This is a genomic window from Sinisalibacter lacisalsi (assembly GCF_014640115.1).
GTDB classification, from domain to species: domain Bacteria; phylum Pseudomonadota; class Alphaproteobacteria; order Rhodobacterales; family Rhodobacteraceae; genus Sinisalibacter; species Sinisalibacter lacisalsi.
In genome coordinates this window covers 241,378-260,108 of sequence record NZ_BMGI01000005.1, presented here as the reverse complement: position 1 = coordinate 260,108, position 18,731 = coordinate 241,378, and the positions used below count along the sequence as shown (strand labels likewise).

The window sequence follows — 18,731 nt, the reverse complement described above, 5'->3', positions numbered from 1 at the left end:
TCAGGCGCGGAAGCCGTCGATCAGCCCGCCGATCACCCGGCTGCCTTCCTCGACCAGGCCGAAACTCTGATCGTCGATCAGCCAGCGCAACGACAGGCCCTGTATCGACATGGTGACCAGCTGGGCGGCATCGTCGGCCGCGATCTCGGCGCGGTGGATCCCGTTTTTCTGCGCGGCGGCGATCAACTGCGCGATCTCCCGGCCGCGGGCTCCGAAGAACGCCGAAAACTTCTCCCGCAGCGGGGGATTGCCGGCCTGCAGTTCGCGAGAGAACAGGATCGCGGGGATCGCCGGGTTTTGCTCGATATGCACGAAGTGCTGGCCGACGAGCTGCTTGAGCCGGTTGTGCGGATCGTCGTTCGCGGTCACCACCGGATGCGCGTGCAGCGCCTGCATGTCCTCCACGATCCGATCGCCCACCGCGTCCCAGATCTCGGCCTTGGTGGAGAAGTGACGAAAGATCGCGGGCTGGGTAATTCCGACCGCGTCGGCAAGGTGCTGGGTGGTGACGCGGTCAGGCCCAAGTTCCGCTGACAACCTGATCGCAACGTCGACGATCTCGGCTTTTCGGTCCGCAGAAGCCTTGCGTTTTCGCGGCTGCGTCATGAGCCTGCCTTTCTTTCAAACACTCGATCACATGTGCCAAACCGGGTTTGACAGCCTGTTTCGCGCAGGTTCTGCGCGAAATCGTTTGTCGCGTCCAGTAGTTGGCCAGTCACTTGTCGCCTTTCTGTTACTCTGTCACGGGCTTTTGCCCGCGTCCATGCCGATCAGGATCGCCTCGGCCCGGTCGAGAACCGCATCGCGGGTGGCCGCGTCCATCCTGTCGAGGTTGGCGAACATCGGGCGCATCCGGTGGTTCGCGGCGAACCGGTCGCGGTGGCGGGTGAGAAAGTGCCAGTAGAGCGCGTTGAACGGGCAGGCGGCCTCGCCGCTGCGCGCCTTCACGTCGTAACTGCAGCCGCCGCAATAATCCGACATCCGGTCGATATAGGCGCCCGACGAGACGTAGGGTTTCGAGGCGACCATGCCGCCGTCGGCGAACTGGCTCATGCCGATGGTATTGGGCGCCTCGACCCATTCATGCGCGTCGGCATAGACGGAAAGATACCAGTCGTGCACCGCGCCGGGGTCGACCCCGGCGAGCAGGGCGAAGTTGCCGGTAACCATCAGCCGCTGGATGTGATGGGCATAGGCGTTCTCGCGGGTGGCGCGCACCACGTCCGAGAGGCAGGCCATGCGCGTCTCGCCGCCCCAGTAGGCGGCGGGCAGGGGGCGGCTGTGGCCGAGCGCGTTCTGCGCCGTGTAGCCGGGGCCGGCGAGCAGGTGGATCCCGCGCACGAACTCGCGCCAGCCGAGGATCTGGCGGATGAAGCCCTCGGCCGCGTTGAGCGGCGCCCGGCCCGCCCGCCATTCGGCCTCGGCGCGGCGGCACAGATCGAGTGGGTCGAGCAGGCCGAGGTTGAGGTAGGGCGACAGGAGCGAGTGGTAGAGCGTGTCCTCGCCCTTGAGCATCGCGTCCTGGTAGGTGCCGAATTCGGGCAGCGCCGCGCGGAAAAAATGCGTCGCCGCCTGTTCTGCCTCTTCGGGCGTGGTGGCGAAGCCGAAAGGATGAAGATCGCCGAAATGATCGGGGAAGTGCTGCGCCACGAGGTCGAGCACCTCGCGGGTGATCGCGTCGGGCGCGAACCGCGGCAGGGTGGGGCGAAACAGGTCGGCGCGGGCGGGCTTGCGGTTTTCGGCATCGTAATTCCACTTGCCGCCGGCGGGTTTGTCGCCCTCCATCAACAAGCCGTGCTTGCGCCGTATCAGCCGGTAGAAAAACTCCATCCGCAGCTCTTTGCGGCCCTTCGCCCAGGCGGAAAACTCGGCTTCGGTGGCGAGAAAGCGGCTGTCTTCCAGCCGGGTAACGGGCAGGGGCAGGGCGTCGAGCGCCTCGGTCAGCCGCCAGTCGCCGGGGGTGGTCGTGATCACTTCCTGCGCCCCGGTTTCGGCGGCGCGGCGCAGAAGCTCGCCGGTGATGCTCTGGCTGTTGTCGGGATCGTCCAGCCTGGAGTAGCGCACGCGCCAGCCGTCGGCCCGCAGCCGCTCGGCGAAATGCCGCATGGCCGAGAAGATCAGCGCGATCTTCTTGGGATGGTGCCTTTGGGTGGCCGCCTCGCCCATGACCTCGGCCATCACCACCACGTCGCGCGCCTTGTCGACCTGCGACAGAGACGAAAGCGCCGGCGTGAGCTGGTCGCCGAGGATCAGAACAAGGCGGCTCACCATGGGACGGGTTTTCCGGCCCAATCGAAAAAGCCCCCCGTGTCGGCGGGGGTGAGGCCGTCGAGCACGCCGAGCAGGTTGGCGGCCGCGGCCTGCGGGGAGACGCGGCTATGCCCCGCGCCGTGGGATTCGGTCAGGCGGGTGGCCACCGTGCCGGGGTGCAGCACGACGCAGACCGCCTCGCGATGGGTGCGGGCAAGCTCGATCGACGCGCCGTGGACGAGCTGGTTGAGCGCGGCCTTGGCGGCGCGGTAGCCGTGCCAGCCGCCGAGGTGGTTGTCGCCGATCGAGCCGACGCGGGCCGAGAGCGCGGCGAAACGGCTCGGTCGGTCGCGCGGCAGGAGACGGGGCAGGTGGCGCAGCACCAGGGCCGGGCCGGTGGCGTTGAGCGCGAACTGCGCCGCCAGCGCCGCGGCGCTGATCTGGCGCAGCGCCTTTTCCGGCCGGTGGCCGTCCGGTTCCAGCGCCCCGGTGGCGACAAGGATGGTTTCGAACGGGCCGTCGAGCGCGCCCAGCACGTGCTCGACGCTGGCCGGATCGGTCAGGTCGAGCCCGTCGTCGCGCCGCGACAGCCGGGTGACGCGCGCGCCGCGCGCCTCCAGCCCGTCGGCGAGGCCGGCGCCGATCCCGCCCGAGGCGCCGATGATGAGTGCATTGCCTGTCATGCCCTTGCTACGGCCCGCGCCGCACGGCAGACCAAAAAGCTCTTTTCATCGTGATCGTGGCGGCTATAGTGCCCGCCATGACCAACGCGGCACATATCATTTCAGCTCCCGGCGCGCCCCTGCGCCCGGCTGCCGCGCTGCTCCTTCTTCTTAGCCGCCTCTGAGCGTGCCCCTTGGCGCGAGCGCTCAGAGGATACCTTTTGCGCGCCTTCTGACGCAGACCGGCTAAGACCAGAACAGAAGAGATAGCACCATGAACATCCCCACCGAACAGGATCGTGTCCTGATTTTCGACACGACATTGCGTGACGGCGAGCAAAGCCCCGGCGCGACCATGACCCATGCCGAGAAGCTCGAGATCGCCGAGATGCTCGACGACATGGGCGTGGACATCATCGAGGCGGGCTTTCCGATCGCCTCGGAGGGTGATTTCAACGCGGTGAAGGAAATCGCGCAGCGCTCGAAAGACGCGGTGATCTGCGGCCTTTCGCGGGCGAACTTCAAGGATATCGACCGCTGCTGGGAGGCGGTGAAACACGCCGGCCGCCCGCGCATTCACACCTTCATCGGCACCTCGCCGCTGCACCGCGAGATCCCCGGCCTCAGCAAGGACGAGATGGCCAACCTGATCCACGAGACGGTGAGCCATGCCCGCAACCTGTGCGACAACGTGCAGTGGAGCCCGATGGACGCCACCCGCACCGAGCACGATTATCTCTGCCGGGTGATCGAGATCGCGATCAAGGCCGGGGCCACCACGATCAACATCCCCGATACCGTGGGCTATACCGCGCCGCGCGAGAGCGCCGAGCTGATCCGGATGCTGATCGAAAAGGTGCCCGGGGCCGACGAGATCGTCTTCGCCACCCATTGCCACAACGATCTGGGCATGGCCACGGCCAACGCGCTGGCCGCCGTCGAGGCGGGGGCGCGCCAGATCGAGAGCACGATCAACGGGCTTGGCGAGCGCGCCGGCAATACCGCGCTGGAAGAGGTGGTGATGGCGCTCAAGGTGCGCAACGACATCATGCCCTATACCACCGGCGTCGACACCACCCGGATCATGTCGATCAGTCGTCGGGTGGCGCAGGTTTCCGGCTTCCCGGTGCAGTTCAACAAGGCGATCGTCGGCAAGAACGCCTTCGCGCATGAAAGCGGCATCCACCAGGATGGGATGCTGAAGAACCCGCAGAACTTCGAGATCATGCGACCCGAGGATATCGGCCTGGCCGAATCCTCGCTGCCGCTCGGCAAGCACTCCGGCCGCGCCGCGCTCAAGGCGAAGATGAAGGGATTGGGCTACGAGCTGGCCGACAACCAACTCGCCGACGTGTTCGTGCGCTTCAAGGAACTTGCCGACCGCAAGAAGGAGGTTTTCGACGAAGACCTGATCGCGCTGCTGGGCGATGGCACCGATGCCGCCAACGACCGGATCCAGGTCAAGTTCCTGCGGGTGATCTGCGGCACCGAGGCGCCGCAATCGGCCGATCTCACGCTCTCCGTCGATGGCGTCGACAACCAGGTGACCGCCACCGGCGACGGCCCGGTCGACGCCACCTTCAACGCGATCAAGCAGCTGTTTCCGCACACCGCCAAGCTCAACCTCTACCAGGTGCACGCCGTCACCGAAGGCACCGACGCGCAGGCGACGGTGACGGTGCGGATGGAGGAAGACGGCAAGATCGTCACCGGCCTGTCATCCGACACCGATACCGTGGTCGCCTCCGCCAAGGCCTACGTCAACGCGCTCAACAACCTGATCGTGCGGCGCGAGAAGACCAAGCCGGAAGGCGTCTGAGCCCGCGGCGGGCGACGGCGAAAAACTGCCGTGAGGCGCGGCGCGGGGCCTTTCCACGCGCCGCCCCCACCCCTATAAGTCGCGGACGCGGGCAGCCGCCCGCCCTGCCACTCACACGGGATCTTCGCACCGATGTCACTCCTCTCCGGCCTCTTCTCGTCCGATATGGCGATCGACCTCGGCACCGCGAACACCTTGGTCTACGTCAAGGGCCGCGGGATCATCCTCAACGAGCCCTCGGTCGTGGCCTACCACGTCAAGGACGGGGTCAAGAAGGTGCTCGCCGTCGGCGAAGACGCCAAGCTGATGCTCGGGCGCACGCCTGGCTCGATCGAGGCGATCCGGCCGATGCGCGACGGGGTCATCGCCGATTTCGACAGCGCCGAGGAGATGATCAAGTACTTCATCCGCAAGGTGCACAAGCGAACCACCTTCTCCAAGCCCAAGATCATCGTCTGCGTGCCCCATGGCGCGACTCCGGTGGAAAAGCGCGCCATCCGGCAATCGGTGCTGAGCGCGGGCGCGCGGCGCGCCGGGCTGATCGCCGAACCGATCGCGGCCGCGATCGGTGCCGGGATGCCGATCACCGATCCCACCGGCTCGATGGTCGTCGACATCGGCGGCGGCACCACCGAGGTGGCGGTGCTTTCGCTCGGCGATATCGTCTATGCCCGCTCGGTCCGGGTGGGCGGCGACCGGATGGACGAGGCGATCGTCAACTTCCTGCGCCGCCAGCACAACCTGCTGATCGGTGAGAGCACGGCGGAGCGGATCAAGACCTCGATCGGGTCGGCCCGGATGCCCGATGACGGCCGCGGCGTGAGCATGATGATCCGCGGGCGCGACCTGCTCAACGGCGTGCCGAAGGAACTCGAGATCAACCAGGCGCAGGTGGCCGAGGCGCTGGCGGAGCCGGTGCAGCAGATCTGCGAGGCGGTGATGACCGCGCTCGAAACCACCCCGCCCGATCTTGCCGCCGATATCGTCGACCGGGGCGTGATGCTCACCGGCGGCGGCGCGCTGCTGGGCGAGCTCGATCTCGCGCTCAGGGAGCAGACCGGGTTGTCAATCTCGGTGGCCGACGAGTCACTCAATTGTGTGGCGCTGGGCACCGGCCGCGCTCTGGAATACGAAAAGCAACTGCGACACGTTATCGACTACGATAGCTGACGCCGGGGGTGGCCCCCGTCGCGTGGGAGGCCTGTTTGGCGAAGAACAGACGGCACGGCGAAGACTATGTAACCCCTGTCAGGCGCATCCTGGTGGGGCTGGTCGTGGTGAGCCTGCTGCTGGTGTTCCTCGTCTGGCGGATCGACAGCCCCAGGGTCGAGCGGTTCCGCGCCCAGATCGTCGACACGCTGGTGCCCAACATGGAATGGGCGCTGGTGCCGGTGACCAAGGCGGCGGGGCTGATCGAGGGGTTTCAGTCCTACGCCCGGCTGGCCGAGCAGAACCAGGAACTGCGCCGCGAGCTTCAGCAGATGAAGGCGTGGCGCGAGGCGGCGCTGCAGCTGGAACAGGAAAATGCCCAGTTGCTCGACCTCAACAACGTCCGGCTCGATGCCCGGCTCTCCTTCGTCACCGGCGTGGTGCTGGCCGACTCGGGCTCGCCGTTCCGCCAGTCGGTGCTGCTCAACGTCGGCGCGCGCGATGGGCTGGTCGACGGCTGGGCGGCGATGGACGGGCTCGGCCTCGTCGGCCGGATCTCGGGCGTGGGCGACCAGACCTCGCGGGTGATCCTGCTTACCGATTCGAACAGCCGCATCCCCATCACCATCCAGCCCTCGGGCCAGACCGGGCTTCTGCGCGGCGACAACACCGCCCAGCCGCCGCTGGAATTCATCGAGAACACCGACGAGGTGCGGCCGGGCGACCGGGTGGTCTCCTCCGGTGATGGCGGGCTGTTTCCCGCCGGGCTGCTCGTGGGCGAGGTGGTGCGCGGCCCCGACCGGCGGCTGCGGGTGCGCCTCGCCGCCGATTATGGCCGGCTTGAGTTCCTGCGGGTGCTGCGCTCGCACCCGGGCGAGTTCGTCGAAGACGCCGGTGCGCTGATCGTGATGAACCCGGTCATGGCCCCGGTGGCCGAGGGCGAAAGCGCCGATGACATCGCCGCCCGGACGGCGGGCGAGGCGGGGGAGGCCGAGCAATGATCTCCCCGCTCACCTTGCACCGCTGGGCCTACCTGGGGCTGTTCCTCGGGCTCTCCGCGCTGATCGTTTTCATCCGGATGCTGCCGCTCGACGCCTCCTCCGGCGGTATGCCGCCGCCCGACCTGATCGTGCTTCTGGGCTTCGCCTGGGTGCTGCGGCGGCCCGATTTCGTGCCCGTCCTGCCCTTTGCCGCGGTTCTGCTGGCCACCGACATGATCTTTCTGCGTCCGCCCGGCCTGGTCACGGCGCTGGCGGTGATCGGGCTGGAATGGCTGCGCGTGCGCGGCGGGGCGCTGCGCGAGCGCGGTCTTGCGGTGGAATGGGCAACGGTTGGCGCGGTGCTCGCGGCGATGCTCCTGGCCGAACGGGTGCTGCTCGCCCTGTTCTTCGTCGAGCAAGGCGGCTTTGGCCTCGCGGTTCTCGGCCTCGCGGTGAACGTGGTGGTCTACCCGCTGGTGGCCGCGATCTCGGTCTGGGGCTTCGGGGTGCGCCGCCTCGCCCCAGGCGAACACGCGGCGGAGGCGCGGCTGATATGAAACGGTCCCCCGCGGATATCGAGAAAAGCGCGCGCTTCATCACCCGCCGCGGCCTGATCCTTGGCGCGGCGCAACTGGGGTTCGTGGGTGTGCTCGCGGGGCGGATGCGCTACATGCAGCTCGAACAGGCCGACGAATACCGCCTTCTCGCCGACCGCAACCGGATCAACATCCGCCTCCTGCCGCCCGCGCGCGGGCTGGTCTTCGACCGCAAGGGCGTGCTGCTCGCGGGGAATGAACAGAACTACCGTATCGTCATGGTGCGCGAGGACGCCGGCAATCCCGAAGCGATCCTCGAGCGGCTGGGCAAGCTGATCTGGCTCGAACCGGCGGCGAAAGCCCGCGCGCTCGGCGAGATGAGCCGTCGCTCACCCTTCGTGCCGGTCACCATCGCCGACCGCGTGAGTTGGGACGACGTCGCCAAGGTCGCGGTCAATGCCCCGGCGCTGCCCGGTGTCTTCCCCGAGATGGGGCTCAGCCGGTTCTACCCGATGGGCGCCGATTTCGCCCATCTCGTGGGCTATGTCGGCCCGGTCTCGGAGCGCGACCTGAACCGTACCGAAGACCCCGACCCGTTGCTCCAGATCCCGCGCTTCCAGATCGGCAAGACCGGGATCGAAGCGCGCCTCGAGCCGGTTCTGCGCGGCAGCGCGGGCACCAGCCGGGTGGAGGTCAACGCCGTCGGCCGGGTGATGCGCGAACTCAGCCGCGAGGAAGGGGTGCCGGGCGCCAGCGTGCAACTCACCGTCAACCACGCGCTGCAGAACTTCTGCGAGGCGCGGGTGGCGGGCGAAAGCGCGGCGGTGGTGGTGATGGATGCGCGCAACGGCGATGTCCTGTCGCTCGCCTCGGCCCCGAGTTTCGACCCCAACCTGTTCGTGCGGGGGATCTCCTCCAAGGCCTACAACGCCTTGCTCGAAGACCCTTACCGGCCGTTGCCGAACAAGGCGACGCAGGGGATCTATCCGCCCGGCTCCACCTTCAAGATGGTCACCGCGCTGGCGGCGCTCGAAGACGGGCTTATCGCCTCCGACGACACCTTCACCTGCCGGGGCTTCATCGAGGTCGGGTCGCGCCGGTTCCATTGCTGGAGCCGGGGCGGGCACGGACGGGTCGACCTGCTGCGCTCGCTGAGCGAGAGCTGCGATGTCTATTACTACGAGCTGGCCCAGCTTGTCGGGATCGAGCGCATCGCCGCAATGGCGCGGCGGCTTGGGCTCGGTGTCGAGCACGACCTGCCGCTCGCCTCGGTGGCGGCGGGGCTGATCCCCTCGCGCAGCTGGAAGCTGGAAAACGGCCGGGGCGACTGGATGATCGGCGACACGCTCAACGCCACCATCGGCCAGGGGTTCGTGCTCGCCTCGCCGCTGCAACTGGCGGTGATGACGGCGCGGATCGCGTCCGGCACCCAGATATCGCCGCGCCTCGTGCTCTCGATCGACGGCGTGGAACAGCCTGTCAACGGGCTGGAACCGCTCGGGCTCGACCCCGAAAACCTCGCGCTGGTGCGCCAGGGCATGTATGACGTGGTGAACGGCGCGCGTGGCACGGCGGGCAGTTCGCGCGTGGTGGCCGAAGGCCTGCGCATGGCGGGCAAGACCGGCACCAGCCAGGTGCGCAACATCACCGCCGCCGAACGCGCCAGCGGGGTGACCTCGAACGATGATCTGCCATGGGAGCGGCGCGACCACGCCCTGTTCGTCGGCTACGCGCCACACGACGCGCCGGAACTCGTCGTCTCCGTGGTGGTCGAACACGGCGGCGGCGGCTCGACGGCGGCGGCCCCGATCGCGCGCGACGTGCTGCTTGCCGCGCTCTACGACGACGTGCCGCCGCTTTCCGCCTACCCGGCGACGCAGCGCAACACCATCCGCAGCCGTTTCGACAACCTCGATCTGCGCCCGCCGCAAGCGCCCTCGCGGGGCAGGAGCCAAGCGTGAGTTATCTCGAATACAACGTCAAATGGACGCCAACCGGGCTGGCCAAGGTGCTCTACCTGAACTGGGCGCTGCTGCTTCTGCTCGCGGCGGCGGCGGGGATCGGCTTTCTGATGCTCACATCGGTCGCCGGCGGCGACATGGGCCGCTGGGCCGAGCCGCAGATGAAGCGTTTCGGCCTCGGGCTGGCGCTGATGTTCTTCGTCGCCATGGTGCCGATCTGGTTCTGGCGCAACATGGCGGTGCTGGCCTTCCTCGTCTCGCTCGCGCTGCTGCTGGCGGTGGAATTCTTCGGCGAGACGGGCATGGGTGCGCAGCGCTGGATCAACCTCGGATTCATGCGCCTGCAGCCCTCGGAACTGGCCAAGATCACGCTCGTGATGGTGCTGGCTGCATATTACGACTGGCTCGACGTGAACAAGGTTTCGCGCCCGTTGTGGGTTCTGGTGCCGGTGCTGATCGTGCTGATGCCCGCCGCCCTCACGCTGGCCCAGCCCGATCTCGGCACCGCGCTTCTGCTGCTGCTGGGCGGCGCGGTGCTGATGTGGCTCGCGGGCGTACACCTGTTCTACTTTCTCGCGGTCGGCGCGCTGGGCGTGGGCGCGGTGGCGGCGGTGTTCCTGTCGCGCGGCACGCCGTGGCAACTGCTCAAGGATTACCAGTATCGCCGAATCGACACCTTCCTCGACCCCTCCAGCGACCCGCTCGGCGCGGGCTATCACATCACCCAGTCCAAGATCGCCTTCGGCTCGGGCGGCTGGACCGGGCGGGGCTTCATGGAAGGCACGCAGAGCCGGTTGAACTTCCTGCCCGAGAAACACACCGATTTCATCTTCACCACGCTGGCGGAAGAATTCGGCTTCGTCGGCGCAAGCTCCCTGCTGGCGCTCTATGTCGGTATCATTTTCGTCTCCGTGGTCTCGGCGATGCGCAACCCCGACCGGTTCGGGGCGCTGCTCACCTTCGGTATCGCCGCCACCTTCTTCTTCTATTTCGCGGTCAACATGTCGATGGTGATGGGGCTCGCGCCGGTGGTGGGCGTGCCGCTTCCGCTGGTCAGCTACGGCGGCTCGGCCATGCTGGTGCTGCTGATCGGCTTCGGTCTCGTGCAATCGGCGCATGTGCACAGGGCGCGGTCGAAATGAGCGTGGCGGTGCAGTTCATAACCTCCCGCGAGGTGTTCGAGGCGTATCGCACGCCGCTGGCCGAGGCGTTGGGCGAGGCGGGGCTGGAGGCCGCGCTGGCAATGGACCACCCGCCCGAAAACGTCGATTACATCGTCTATGCCCCGCATTCCGGTGCGGTGGACCTCTCGCCCTATACCCGCGCCAGGGCCGCGCTCGGGCTCTGGGCCGGGGTGGAGACGATCATCTCCAACCCGACGCTGACGATGCTCTATGCCCGGATGGTTGATCCCGGGCTGACCGAGGGCATGGTGGAATGGGTCACCGGCCACGTTCTGCGCCATCACCTCGGGATGGATGCCGATATCTGCCGCACCGAGCCGAAATGGCACAAGCACGTGCCGCCGCTCGCCCGTGACCGCCGCGTCGGCGTGCTGGGGCTGGGCGAGCTTGGCGCGGCCTGTGCCCGGGCGCTGGCGGGGCTGAACTTCGACGTCGCCGGATGGTCGCGCCGCCCCAAGGAGATCGCGGGCGTGGCCTGCCATGCCGGCCCCGGGGGCCTTGACGCGGTGCTTGCGCGCTCCGAGATCCTCGTGCTCCTGCTGCCGCTTACACCGGCGACCGAAAACACCCTCGACGCGGCGGCGCTCGCCCGGTTGCCGGAGGGCGCCGTGATCCTCAACCCCGGGCGCGGCGGGCTGATCGACGACGAAGGCTTGCTCGCCGCGCTCGACGCCGGGCAGGTGGCGCATGCCACGCTCGACACCTTCCGGGTGGAGCCCTTGCCTGAGGATCATCCCTACTGGCGCCACCCGCGCGTGACGGTGACGCCGCATATCGCCTCCGAAACCCGGGCGGCGACGGCGGCGCGGGTCATCGCCGAGAATATCCGGCGCGGCGAAACGGGGGAGCCGCTGCTGCATCTCGTCGATCGCAGCGCGGGCTACTGATCCGCCTTTCGGCGGCGGAACCGTGTCCGCCGCGCGCATCTTGCGGGACGTGGGGCCGGGTCAGAAGATGCCGATCTCGGCCAGCTTCGACGACAATTCCGCCGGCAGCGCCTCCTCACCTTCCCGGCCGGGCGGCAGATCGGCGGGCGCATCCGCCGGCGCGAGGTAGCGCCAGCCCTGGAAGGCCCGGCGCGGCGCGGTCTGGGTGCGGTGGATCTCGCGCGCCATCACGATGCCGCAGCGCCGGATCCCGTCCTGCCCGATCACCTCGTCGAGCCGCAGGATGCGCTGTCGGGCGAGGATCGCCCCCTTGACCACCCAGTAGAGCGAGCCGCCCGCGACCAACTCGGCCTCGCGCTTGGGCCACATCCGGGTGACGTGGCGGGGCAGCCAGTCCGGGTCGCCCATCCCGCGCTCGCGCTGGAACCGGGCAAGATCGTCGACGCTCTCGCAGCCGACGCAGAGTTTCACAAGGTTGACGTGTTGCGGCATTGGCACCCCCTGCACACAAAATACAGGCCCCGGGCCCGGGCGCAAGTTGACCCGGTCGGGCCCTCCGCGTATCGTGATCATCCCTCCACGCCTGCGCAGGATTTGCCCGATGAGCCGTTTCGCCGCCCCGATCGCCGAGTCCATCTGGGACATGAAATACCGTTTCAAGCAGGCTGACGGCACGCCGATCGACCAGAGCGTGGAAGACAGTTGGCGCCGCGTCGCCCGGGCGCTGAGCGCGCGTGAACCGGAGCGGGAGGGCGAGTTTTTCGAAGCCCTCGCCGACTTCAAGTTCCTGCCAGCCGGCCGCATTCTCGCCGGCGCGGGCACCGAGCGCAACGTCACGCTGTTCAACTGCTTCGTGATGGGCACGATCCCCGATTCGATGTCGGGCATCTTCGAAAACCTGCGCGAAGCGGCCCTGACGATGCAGCAGGGCGGCGGCATCGGCTACGATTTCTCCACCATTCGGCCCAAGGGCGCCGACGTGAAGGGCGTGGCCGCCGACGCCTCCGGGCCGCTTTCCTTCATGGATGTGTGGGATGCGATGTGCCGCACCATCATGAGCGCGGGCAGCCGTCGCGGCGCGATGATGGCGACGATGCGCTGCGACCACCCCGATATCGAGGATTTCATCGCTGCCAAATCCGATCCGGCCCGGCTGCGCATGTTCAACATGAGCGTGCTGGTGACCGATCCGTTCATGGAGGCGGTCAAGGCCGATGCGAGCTGGGATCTCGTGTTCGACGGCAAGGTTTACCACACCGTCGAGGCGCGCGACCTGTGGAACCGGATCATGCAGGCGACCTATGATTACGCCGAGCCGGGGGTGATCTTCATCGACCGGATCAACAAGATGAACAATCTCGCCTATTGCGAGACGATCTCCGCCACCAATCCCTGCGGCGAGCAACCGCTGCCGCCCTACGGTGCCTGCCTGCTCGGCTCGATCAACCTCGCCCGGCTGGTGCAGGCGCCGTTCGAGGAGGGGGCCGCGCTCGACGGCGCCGCGCTCGGCCAACTCGTGCGCACCGCGGTGCGGATGATGGACAACGTGGTGGACGAGTCGCGCTTCCCGCTCGAGGCGCAGCGCCAGGAAGCGCAGGCGAAGCGGCGCATCGGGCTCGGGGTGACGGGGCTGGCCGACGCGCTCCTGATGCTGGGCCTGCGCTATGGCTCCGACGGGGCGGCGGCGCAAACCGAAGACTGGATGCGCCTCATCGCGCGCGAGGCCTACCTCGCCTCGGTGGAGTTGGCGAAGGAGAAGGGCCCGTTCCCGCTGTTCGACGCCGAGGCCTTCCTCGCCTCCGGTTCCCTCACCCACATGGACGACGACGTGCGCGAGGCGATCCGCACCCACGGCATCCGCAATGCGCTGCTCACCTCGATCGCCCCCACCGGCACGATCAGCCTTTATGCCGGCAACGTCTCGAGCGGCATCGAGCCGGTGTTCGCCTACGCCTACACCCGCAAGGTGCTGCAGAAGGACGGCAGCCGCACCGAGGAAGAGGTTGTGGATTACGCGGTGCAGATGTGGCGCGACAAGTTCGGCGACCGCGCGCTGCCCGATTACTTCGTGAACGCCCAGACGCTGACGCCCTCCGAACACGTCAAGATGCAGGCCGCGGCGCAAAAATGGGTCGACAGCTCGATCTCGAAAACCATCAACGTGCCCGAGGATATCGGCTTCGAGGCGTTCAAGAGCGTCTACCTCGAAGCCTGGGATACCGGCTGCAAGGGCTGCACCACCTACCGCCCGAACGACGTGACCGGCTCGGTGCTGAGCGTCAGCGAAACCAGCGAGGAGGCGCCCGAGGCCGATCACGGGGCCGACGTGATCTACATGTCGGAGCCGCTCGACAGGCCCTCCGCGCTCGAAGGCGCCACCTACAAGCTGCGCTGGCCCGAGAGCGAGCACGCAATCTACATCACCATCAACGATCTGGTGGTGAACGGTCACCGGCGGCCCTTCGAGGTGTTCATCAACTCCAAGAACATGGAGCATTTCGCCTGGACGGTGGCGCTCACCCGGATGATCTCGGCGGTGTTCCGGCGCGGCGGCGACGTGTCGTTCGTGGTGGAGGAACTCAAGGCGGTGTTCGATCCGCGCGGCGGCGGCTGGATCGGCGGCAGATACGTGCCCTCCATCCTCGCCGCGATCGGCGGCGTGATCGAGCGCCACATGATCGAGACGGGCTTCCTCGCCGGCGAGGGCATGGGGCTGAAGTCCGACCCGCAATCGGAAGTGGTCAACCTCGGTATTCGGCGCGGCCCGGCCTGTCCGCGCTGCGGCCAGTACGAGATGCGCATGGTCGAGGGTTGCATGACCTGCGGCGCCTGTGGCCATTCGAAATGCGGCTGAGGCCGGGGCGCGCCCGTCCCACCGCCAGCAGGGGTGCGGTATGAAACGTAAGTGGATATCGTCCGGATCACCGTTCGAGGCCCAGATCGGCTACAGCCGCGCCGTCGTTGATGGCGACTGGATATTCGTCGCCGGCACCACCGGCTACGACTATGAGACCATGACCATGCCCGAGAGCGTCGTCGAGCAGACGGCCAACACGCTGGCGACGATCGCCCGCGCGCTTGAAGAGGCGGGGGCCAGCCTCGATGACGTGGTGCGCGTGCGCTACATCCTGCCCGACCCGGCGGATTTCGAGCCCTGCTGGCCGGTGCTGCGCGAGGCTTTCGGCAAGGCGCGCCCGGCGGCGACCATGCTGGTGGCGGGGCTTATGACCCCGCAGATGAAGATCGAGATCGAGGTTACCGCGCGCCGTCAGGCGCGGGCCTGAACTACCGATCCGGCGGCTGGCGCCGCGTGTCAGCCAGACGCATCCGCGCGCCCGGCGCCCACCCGTGCGCGGTGCGGCCCGAACAGCACCGCAAGGCCGAGGATCACGCCCGAGACCGCCGCGATCATGCCGGCCGCGCTCAACGCGTTCTGACCGCCGAACCAGAGCGGGCCGTAGCCCGCGAGGACGTAGCCCAGAACGGCCGAGACCGTCGCGAAAGCGACCGACCACCAGACCTGCGCCGCCAGCCGATTGGTCATCAGCCGCGCGGCGGCGGGCGGGCAGATGAACATCGCGATCACGATGATCGAGCCGACCGCGTCGAAGGCCGCCACGGCGGCGACGGCGGCGGTGATGACGAGGCCGAAGCCAAGGCCGGCGGCGGGAATGCCGAGCGCCTGCGCGAAGCCCTCGTCGAAGGTGGCGATCTTGAGCCAGCGCCAGAACACCAGCATGAGCCCGACGATCAGCGCGCAGACCGCGGCCATGCGGCCGAGTTCCGGCGGCAGGGTGGCCAGGGCCGCGGGATCGAGCAGCGAGTCCCACCCGGTGGCGCGGAACCAGATCAGCGATTCGAGGTTGCCCATCAGCGCGTGTTCGACATCGAGGTGAACGCTGGAGGTGTCGGTCTGTTCGAGCAGCAGCACGCCGGCGGCGAAGAGCGTGGTGAAGACCACGCCCATGGCGGCGCCCGGCTCGATCCGGCCGAGCCGTTTCACCGTCTCGATCAGGATCACCGCCACGATCGCCGCGCCGGCGGCGCCGATCAGCATCGGGATCGCCGCGACCGCGCCGGTGACGAGGAAGGCAACGACGATGCCGGGCAGCACGACATGGCTGATGGCGTCGCCGATCAGGGCCTGCCGCCGCAGGATAAGGAAATTGCCGGGCAGCGCGCAGGCGATGGCCGCGAAGGTGCCGATCAGGATCGGGGTCAGCGAGAACTGGACGAAGTCGGTTCCCATCAACTGCCCCCTCCTAGGCCGACCGGCGCGCCGAGGCGGCGGTCAAACTCGCCGATCTCGTCGGCGGTGAAGACCTCCTCGATCGGGGTCAGGCCATCGTATCGGCCAGTGAGACCGGCGTCCTGGTGGATTTCGCGCGCGATCGCCCAACGCCGTTCATCGCGCGAAACCTTCGCCGCCTGTGCCCGGCCGGCCTGGGTGGCCACGCCATCGGCGCGGACAAGGCCCTCGCGGGCGAGAAGGCGCAAGGTGAAGGGTTCGCGGATCGGATGCTGATGCGCGAGCGCCAGCAGGCCCTGGCGGCGATGCACCCGCACCTGGAACCTGCGGTGCCGCAACAGCGAGGCGACAACCCCGCGCACCGGCGCGAAGAGCAGCGAGATGGCGAAGGCGCCGGCCGCCACCAGCACGATCACCGGCCCGGTCGGCATCGACGGGGCCGACGCCGAGATCGCCGCGCCGACATAGCCCGAAACGCCGCCGATCCCGCCCGCGATCCAGACCACGTGATGCGCCCGCTCGGTCCAGAACCGCGCCGTCACCGAGGGGATGATCAGCATCGCGACGATCAGGATAAGGCCGACCAGCTTCAGGCCGATCACGGTGACCGCCATCGCGAGGCCCATCATCATCAGGTCGATCCGCCGCACGTCGTAGCCGAGCGCGGCGGCGTAATCCGGGTCGAAGGCGACGAGCGTCATCGGCCGGCGCAGAAGCCAGGTCGCGAACACGGCGACCGACCCGCCGACGGCGATGATGATCGCGTCCTCGAACAGCATCCCGGCGGTCGAACCCAGCAGGAACCCTTCAAGACCGGCCTGGCGGCCGGCGCTCATCGTCTGGATCACGGTGAGCAGGACGATACCCAGCCCGAAGAACACGCCCAGCACCGCGCCAATGGCGGCGTCTTCCGCAAGGCGGGTCCGGCGGGTGATCCATTCGATCAGCATCAGGCCGATCCACGCCGTGACGGCGGAGCCGATCAGCAGGCCGGCGAGGCTGCGCCCGTCGCCGCCGAGCGCGACCATGACGATGAAGGCCAGCCCGACGCCGGGCAGGGTGGCGTGGGCCACCGCGTCCGACACCAGCGCGCGCTTGCGCAGGAACAGGAACGTGCCCGACGATCCGGCGGCGAAACCGAGCAGGCCCGCGCCGATGCCGACGAGCGCGGCGTTATAGCCGGCCTGCAGGAGCAGGGCGTCGAGGAAGGGGCTCACGCCGCGCCTCCGGTGAGGGTGAGTTCGTCCACATGAGTGGCCGACAGGCGCCCGCCGTAGGTGGCGTTGAGGTTCTCGGCGGTGAAGGTGGTCTCGACCGGCCCTTCGGCGATCCGGCGGACGTTGATCAGGAAGACGTGATCGAAGTAGCCCCGCGCCGTGGCCAGGTCGTGGTGCACCGCGACCACCGATTTACCCTCGGATTTGAGCAACTTGAGCACGTCGATGATCGCCCGTTCGGTGGCGGCGTCGACGCCTGCGAAGGGCTCGTCGAGCAGGTAGAGGTCGGCGTCCTGCACCAGCGCGCGGGCCAGGAACACCCGTTGCTGCTGGCCGCCGGAAAGCTGGCCGATCTGGCGATCGGCGAAATCGGCCATGCCGACGCGGTCAAGGCAGGTCCGGGCCTGCTGTGCCGCCGCGCCCGACAGCCGCCCGAGCAGGCCGACCTTCCGATAAAGGCCCATCTGCACCACGTCGATCACGGTGGTGGGAAAATCCCAGTCGACGCTGGCGCGCTGGGGCACGTAGGCGATGCGGTCGCGCGCCTTCTCGATCGGTGTGCCGAACACCGTCACCGCGCCCGAAAGCCGGGGCACAACGCCGAGCGACGCCTTGAGCAGGGTGGATTTGCCCGCGCCGTTGGGGCCGATGATGGCCGACATCGCACCGGCCGGGAAGGTGGCGTCGACCGAGAACACGGCGGGCTTCTCGCCGTAGGAGACGGTCATCCCGCGCATGGCCAGCGCGCTTTCGGGCGTGGGCAAGGCCGGGTTGCGGGCTTGTCCGTCCTCGGCGGCGATTGTGACAGGGGTGGGGGTCATTCCGTGCTCCGTGGGGTCAACAGGCCCGACATGCCGCGTTCGGGCGCATCACCGCCGAGGGCGCGGGCGATGACCGTCGCGTTGTGGTCGATCATGCCGAGATAGGTGCCCTCGTAGCTGCCGTCCTCACCCATCGCGTCGGAAAACAGCTCACCGCCGATGACGACCTCGTGACCACGTGCGGCCGCGCCTTCGATCAGCGCCCGGATGTTGCGGTCGGAGACCGAGGTTTCGACGAAGACCGCGCCGATCTTGCGCTCGACGAGCGTATCGACAAGGTCGGAGATCCGCTGGAGGCCGGCCTCGCTCTCGGTCGAGATGCCCTGGATGCCCAGCACCTCGAAGCCGTAGGCCAACCCGAAGTAGTTGAAGGCGTCATGCGCCGAGAGCAGAACGCGGCTTTCGGCCGGCACCGAGGAGAGCACCCCGGTGGCATATTGCGCAAGCAGCTCCAGATCGGCGAGGTGCGACTCGCTGTTGGCGCGTAACGCCGCTTCGCTGTCGGGGCGCGCCGCGATCAGTGCGTCGCGAACCTCGAGCACCACCCGCGACCAGAGATCGGGGTTCATCCAGACGTGCGGGTCGAACTTGTCGTCGTAGTCCTCGTGGCCGATCAGCAGGCTTCGGGGCAGGCTTTCGGCCACCGCCACGACATTGCCGTTCCGCGCCAGCTCGCGCAGGAAATCCTCCATCTGCGCCTCGAGATACAGTCCATGCCAGAGCACGAGGTCGGCGTTCGCCAACGCCACGATGTCGGACCGGGTCTGGCGGTAGGCATGCGGATCGACGCCGGGCCCCATCAGGGCACGCACCTCGACGAGGTCACCGCCAACCTCGCGCGCCGCATCGGCGATCATGCCCGTCGTGGCGACGACGGTCAGCCGGTCCTGCGCGGTGGCCCAGCCCGCTGACAGCGCCAGCAGCATCGCCGCGAGGATGGTCGTGAGGCCGTGTTTCTTGAGGATCATCGCGCAAGCTCCCGTCCAAACGGCCCGGCGGAGGCCGCTCTGGCTTCA

At 68.1% G+C, this 18,731-nt stretch carries 17 protein-coding genes; 9 read left to right on the top strand and 8 right to left on the bottom strand.

The genetic code is table 11. The features are described from left to right. The 3 genes from IEW01_RS15310 to IEW01_RS15300 form a co-directional block, all read right to left on the bottom strand. Positions 1-606, bottom strand: coding sequence for a TetR/AcrR family transcriptional regulator (locus IEW01_RS15310; RefSeq protein ID WP_188529320.1), 606 nt, complete (start codon positions 604-606; stop codon positions 1-3). Between the two features lie 135 nt (positions 607-741). Beyond that, complete coding sequence (locus IEW01_RS15305; protein WP_308418954.1) at positions 742-2,271, bottom strand: cryptochrome/photolyase family protein; 1,530 nt, start codon at positions 2,269-2,271, stop codon at positions 742-744. Then, entirely contained in the window at positions 2,265-2,933 is a 669-nt protein-coding gene (locus tag IEW01_RS15300) for an SDR family NAD(P)-dependent oxidoreductase (protein ID WP_188529316.1), read from the bottom strand. Before IEW01_RS15300 ends, IEW01_RS15305 begins: the two co-directional genes overlap by 7 nt. Before the next feature lie 253 nt (positions 2,934-3,186). Between IEW01_RS15300 and IEW01_RS15295 the strand changes: the two genes are divergently transcribed. From IEW01_RS15295 to IEW01_RS15265, 7 genes are all read left to right on the top strand, one after another. Next, the gene (locus tag IEW01_RS15295; RefSeq protein WP_188529314.1) at positions 3,187-4,731 is read left to right on the top strand and encodes a 2-isopropylmalate synthase; all 1,545 of its coding nucleotides are present in this window, start codon (positions 3,187-3,189) and stop codon (positions 4,729-4,731) included. A 132-nt stretch (positions 4,732-4,863) separates the two neighbouring features. Next, complete coding sequence (locus IEW01_RS15290; RefSeq protein ID WP_188529312.1) at positions 4,864-5,901, top strand: rod shape-determining protein; 1,038 nt, start codon at positions 4,864-4,866, stop codon at positions 5,899-5,901. Between the two features lie 35 nt (positions 5,902-5,936). Beyond that, complete coding sequence (gene mreC / locus IEW01_RS15285; protein ID WP_188529310.1) at positions 5,937-6,881, top strand: rod shape-determining protein MreC; 945 nt, start codon at positions 5,937-5,939, stop codon at positions 6,879-6,881. Then, positions 6,878-7,417, top strand: coding sequence for a rod shape-determining protein MreD (locus IEW01_RS15280; protein WP_188529308.1), 540 nt, complete (start codon positions 6,878-6,880; stop codon positions 7,415-7,417). Before mreC ends, IEW01_RS15280 begins: the two co-directional genes overlap by 4 nt. After that, positions 7,414-9,357, top strand: a complete 1,944-nt coding sequence (gene mrdA / locus IEW01_RS15275) for a penicillin-binding protein 2 (RefSeq protein ID WP_188529306.1) — start codon at positions 7,414-7,416, stop codon at positions 9,355-9,357. The genes IEW01_RS15280 and mrdA overlap by 4 nt, the downstream gene beginning before the upstream one ends. Next, positions 9,354-10,499 (top strand): rod shape-determining protein RodA, encoded by a 1,146-nt coding sequence (gene rodA, locus IEW01_RS15270; RefSeq protein WP_188529304.1) that lies wholly within the window; start codon positions 9,354-9,356, stop codon positions 10,497-10,499. The genes mrdA and rodA overlap by 4 nt, the downstream gene beginning before the upstream one ends. Continuing rightward, entirely contained in the window at positions 10,496-11,428 is a 933-nt protein-coding gene (locus tag IEW01_RS15265) for a 2-hydroxyacid dehydrogenase (protein WP_188529302.1), read from the top strand. The genes rodA and IEW01_RS15265 overlap by 4 nt, the downstream gene beginning before the upstream one ends. Before the next feature lie 60 nt (positions 11,429-11,488). Here the strand turns inward: IEW01_RS15265 and IEW01_RS15260 are convergent, their stop codons facing one another. Next, entirely contained in the window at positions 11,489-11,920 is a 432-nt protein-coding gene (locus IEW01_RS15260; protein WP_188529300.1) for a DUF1489 family protein, read from the bottom strand. A gap of 109 nt (positions 11,921-12,029) precedes the next feature. Between IEW01_RS15260 and IEW01_RS15255 the strand changes: the two genes are divergently transcribed. Together IEW01_RS15255 and IEW01_RS15250 are read left to right on the top strand one after the other, a co-directional pair. Continuing rightward, positions 12,030-14,282, top strand: a complete 2,253-nt coding sequence (locus IEW01_RS15255; protein WP_188529298.1) for an adenosylcobalamin-dependent ribonucleoside-diphosphate reductase — start codon at positions 12,030-12,032, stop codon at positions 14,280-14,282. A gap of 40 nt (positions 14,283-14,322) precedes the next feature. After that, on the top strand, positions 14,323-14,712 hold the full coding sequence (locus IEW01_RS15250) for a RidA family protein (RefSeq protein ID WP_188529296.1): 390 nt from the start codon (positions 14,323-14,325) through the stop codon (positions 14,710-14,712). A gap of 29 nt (positions 14,713-14,741) precedes the next feature. Here the strand turns inward: IEW01_RS15250 and IEW01_RS15245 are convergent, their stop codons facing one another. Genes IEW01_RS15245 through IEW01_RS15230 form a run of 4 tightly spaced genes read right to left on the bottom strand, consistent with a single transcriptional unit; the run spans position 14,742 to position 18,683 of the window. Continuing rightward, positions 14,742-15,677: a metal ABC transporter permease gene (locus tag IEW01_RS15245; protein WP_188529294.1), complete on the bottom strand. Its 936-nt coding sequence runs from the start codon at positions 15,675-15,677 to the stop codon at positions 14,742-14,744. Continuing rightward, positions 15,677-16,894 carry a metal ABC transporter permease gene (locus IEW01_RS15240; RefSeq protein ID WP_188529292.1) on the bottom strand — a complete coding sequence of 406 codons (1,218 nt, stop codon included), beginning with the start codon at positions 16,892-16,894 and terminating at the stop codon, positions 15,677-15,679. Before IEW01_RS15240 ends, IEW01_RS15245 begins: the two co-directional genes overlap by 1 nt. Continuing rightward, positions 16,891-17,715 carry a metal ABC transporter ATP-binding protein gene (locus IEW01_RS15235; RefSeq protein WP_188529290.1) on the bottom strand — a complete coding sequence of 275 codons (825 nt, stop codon included), beginning with the start codon at positions 17,713-17,715 and terminating at the stop codon, positions 16,891-16,893. The genes IEW01_RS15240 and IEW01_RS15235 overlap by 4 nt, the downstream gene beginning before the upstream one ends. After that, positions 17,712-18,683 (bottom strand): metal ABC transporter solute-binding protein, Zn/Mn family, encoded by a 972-nt coding sequence (locus IEW01_RS15230; RefSeq protein ID WP_188529288.1) that lies wholly within the window; start codon positions 18,681-18,683, stop codon positions 17,712-17,714. Before IEW01_RS15230 ends, IEW01_RS15235 begins: the two co-directional genes overlap by 4 nt. Positions 18,684-18,731: the final 48 nt, after the last annotated feature.

Excerpts from the sequence above, each read along its gene's own strand:
- IEW01_RS15255 (WP_188529298.1), top strand. The coding sequence starts at position 12,030 with ATGAGCCGTTTCGCCGCCCCGATCGCCGAGTCCATCTGGGACATGAAA.
- IEW01_RS15265 (WP_188529302.1), top strand. The coding sequence starts at position 10,496 with ATGAGCGTGGCGGTGCAGTTCATAACCTCCCGCGAGGTGTTCGAGGCG.
- IEW01_RS15300 (WP_188529316.1), bottom strand. The coding sequence starts at position 2,933 with ATGACAGGCAATGCACTCATCATCGGCGCCTCGGGCGGGATCGGCGCC.
- IEW01_RS15290 (WP_188529312.1), top strand. The coding sequence starts at position 4,864 with ATGTCACTCCTCTCCGGCCTCTTCTCGTCCGATATGGCGATCGACCTC.
- mrdA (WP_188529306.1), top strand. The coding sequence starts at position 7,414 with ATGAAACGGTCCCCCGCGGATATCGAGAAAAGCGCGCGCTTCATCACC.
- IEW01_RS15310 (WP_188529320.1), bottom strand. The coding sequence starts at position 606 with ATGACGCAGCCGCGAAAACGCAAGGCTTCTGCGGACCGAAAAGCCGAG.
- IEW01_RS15235 (WP_188529290.1), bottom strand. The coding sequence starts at position 17,715 with ATGACCCCCACCCCTGTCACAATCGCCGCCGAGGACGGACAAGCCCGC.
- IEW01_RS15305 (WP_308418954.1), bottom strand. The coding sequence starts at position 2,271 with ATGGTGAGCCGCCTTGTTCTGATCCTCGGCGACCAGCTCACGCCGGCG.
- IEW01_RS15250 (WP_188529296.1), top strand. The coding sequence starts at position 14,323 with ATGAAACGTAAGTGGATATCGTCCGGATCACCGTTCGAGGCCCAGATC.
- IEW01_RS15230 (WP_188529288.1), bottom strand. The coding sequence starts at position 18,683 with ATGATCCTCAAGAAACACGGCCTCACGACCATCCTCGCGGCGATGCTG.
- IEW01_RS15280 (WP_188529308.1), top strand. The coding sequence starts at position 6,878 with ATGATCTCCCCGCTCACCTTGCACCGCTGGGCCTACCTGGGGCTGTTC.
- IEW01_RS15295 (WP_188529314.1), top strand. The coding sequence starts at position 3,187 with ATGAACATCCCCACCGAACAGGATCGTGTCCTGATTTTCGACACGACA.
- IEW01_RS15245 (WP_188529294.1), bottom strand. The coding sequence starts at position 15,677 with ATGGGAACCGACTTCGTCCAGTTCTCGCTGACCCCGATCCTGATCGGC.
- IEW01_RS15260 (WP_188529300.1), bottom strand. The coding sequence starts at position 11,920 with ATGCCGCAACACGTCAACCTTGTGAAACTCTGCGTCGGCTGCGAGAGC.